We start from the raw sequence: 2,188 nt of genomic DNA, 5'->3' as shown, positions 1-2,188 counted from the left end.
CAATCGCATCGACGAACTCATGCCGTGGAACTGGCAGCCGGAAAAGGCCTGAAACCGCGCCGACACCAGACGGATACGCACTTTGTCGATCTCATCGAGAACGAGCACAGAGTTGATAGCTTTCTGACGCAGAACAGCAGTGGTCATGATGCTGGGCATCGCGGTGGACCACCCGGCCGAAACACCAAAGATATTTGCGTCACTGTGACCAGCGACACTGACAATATACGGCTCGACACCCAGTGCGTCGCAGAGCGCCCTGACAACCGTCGTTTTGCCGATCCCCGGTTTTCCAAAGATGATGGTTGGCCGGAACTTCAATGTGTCGTCGCCAAAGCTCATTGAATGTCGCACCTCCGACAGCAACCCATGAATCACGTCAGCGGCATTGGGGAATTTCACGGACAAGGCTTCTGCGGCCTTCAAACGCGCGGACCCGACCTTGGTCGTGTCTCGGATGTGGAGCAGTGCGTCGATGTCTTCGAACTCTTTGCTCACAGTTCGGGGAAGATCATCGTGGTTGTGAACATCGATGAGATACGCCCCGGGCTGTGCTGGCTTTTCCTGGATCCGGGGCATCGCCTTCTTCAGCGCTTCGAACTCGCTCTGCGAAAGAACGGCCAGGCATCTTCGCAGCGCCGCCCTCGCTCGGTCGCCGACCGCCCGGTCCCGAAACCGGACTTTCGAAAACTGGGCGTAGGTTTCCACGCACCACGGCTCGTCGGAGTCATCTGGAGCCGCGCGGGACACGGCGTCGCAGATTTCGGACTTTGTCGCTGACACGAGGATCGCATTGCGGAGCATGGCGATGTCAATGTCGTCCCAGCCTTCAAACAGGTCTTCAACGCTGTCGGCCATGTAACCGATGTGCTGTTTGATGAGATCCAAAGCAGCTTTTCGTTCGTCTTCTTCAGGTTTGTGTGAGTCAGTCATCTGTTGCCTCGCAGGAATACGCGGAGGCTCGGTTCAAACGAACCGTCAGATCAAACAGCACTTTTGGAAATCAAAACCGAAGTGCACCTGTTCAGCCTCCCTTTTTGGGAAAGTCGTTCTGCGATCAGAACGGTATTCGGAGGCTGCGTATGGTGAACGAGGGTGTCATGCGCGGAGCATTAAGGGAACATTTTCGCCATATCAAGGCAAAGTTTGCGTGGCGTGCCTACCAAGGCTCACCTGAAGGTGCCAACCCAACGAACTGCACCGAGATATCAAAGGTGATCTTGCTCGAATCCGAACCAGACCTGAACACGCGGCGGTCGCATTCTCATGCCAGTTTGCCTTCTGACATAGGTGCCAGATATCTGGCGCTCGGTCGGTCAGTTACCCCAATGGAAAGCAACGTCATTGCGGCAAACGCCATACCTATTTGCCACGGTAAAAACGACGATCTGTTAACCAGTTCGAAACGATCTGAGCCCCAATCCCCGATACACTCCCGTCATACAAAACTGGAGTAAGTCATGAACATTGAACAAATTTGCAAAGATCACACCTATGAAATTCTTGAACAACTGGACTCAGACGGCGGTCACGACAAGTGGCTTGATCTGAACGGAGAATTCGGGATTGCCGTTGCCTGGGACTCGATTGAAGATCTCGAAAAGGGACAATTTACTGTAAAATTGTGGGATGGCAGTCGCGCGTATGCTGGACCAAACGAACGCACTATGCGTGGTTTTTCGCTGGATAACTACTCTTCAAACATTGAAACTGAGCTTGCTCTCGAAATTGGAGAGGTGCGAGAAGACGCGCTCATTGATGCCTGAACTTCTCACCTGGTTGACAGCTAGGCGCTTGATGTCGGAAACGGATATTTGCTCGTAGTAACGCCAAGTCCAATTGGCAGGAACCTTAGCCATGAGTCTCAAAGAGTTTCCGCAGGTGATTAAAAAACCTCCCTTGCTGAACCTCATATGAACGCGCAGTTTCTTTGAACCAAATTTGGTCTTCTTCCAAAACTTTAAAGTGTAGTTGGCCAGTATACACAGAGCGGGGTCTACCGACTGCTTTCCCTGATTTCTTGGTGTTGCCGAAGACCGGCTTCAGAGGAAGCAACTCTTTTTGGTACAGGGCAATCGCGTTTGGCATCATGCCTCTTACAGCCCATTGAGAACGCTGCATAAGAATGCCTCGTCCCATCCAGCTCGCTTGAGTTTAATGCTGAGAGAGCCTTTGGATGTGTCGCGTC

The 2,188-nt window shown here is 52.6% G+C and carries 2 protein-coding genes; one reads left to right on the top strand and one right to left on the bottom strand.

Annotated features, from left to right (window positions below; genetic code table 11):
- Positions 1 to 933: AAA family ATPase (locus LC354_RS27585; RefSeq protein WP_223429123.1), on the bottom strand; the 933-nt coding region annotated here is incomplete at its 3' end.
- 527 nt (positions 934 to 1,460) lie between these two features.
- Between LC354_RS27585 and LC354_RS27580 the strand changes: the two genes are divergently transcribed.
- Positions 1,461 to 1,766 (top strand): hypothetical protein, encoded by a 306-nt coding sequence (locus LC354_RS27580; RefSeq protein ID WP_223429122.1) that lies wholly within the window; start codon positions 1,461 to 1,463, stop codon positions 1,764 to 1,766.
- Positions 1,767 to 2,188: the final 422 nt, after the last annotated feature.

Source organism: Tateyamaria pelophila (assembly GCF_019966495.1).
Classification (GTDB): domain Bacteria; phylum Pseudomonadota; class Alphaproteobacteria; order Rhodobacterales; family Rhodobacteraceae; genus Tateyamaria; species Tateyamaria pelophila.
The sequence above is the reverse complement of the archived record's forward strand: the minus strand, read 5'-3'. Positions and strand labels throughout refer to the sequence as shown.

Excerpts from the sequence above, each read along its gene's own strand:
- LC354_RS27580 (WP_223429122.1), top strand. The coding sequence starts at position 1,461 with ATGAACATTGAACAAATTTGCAAAGATCACACCTATGAAATTCTTGAA.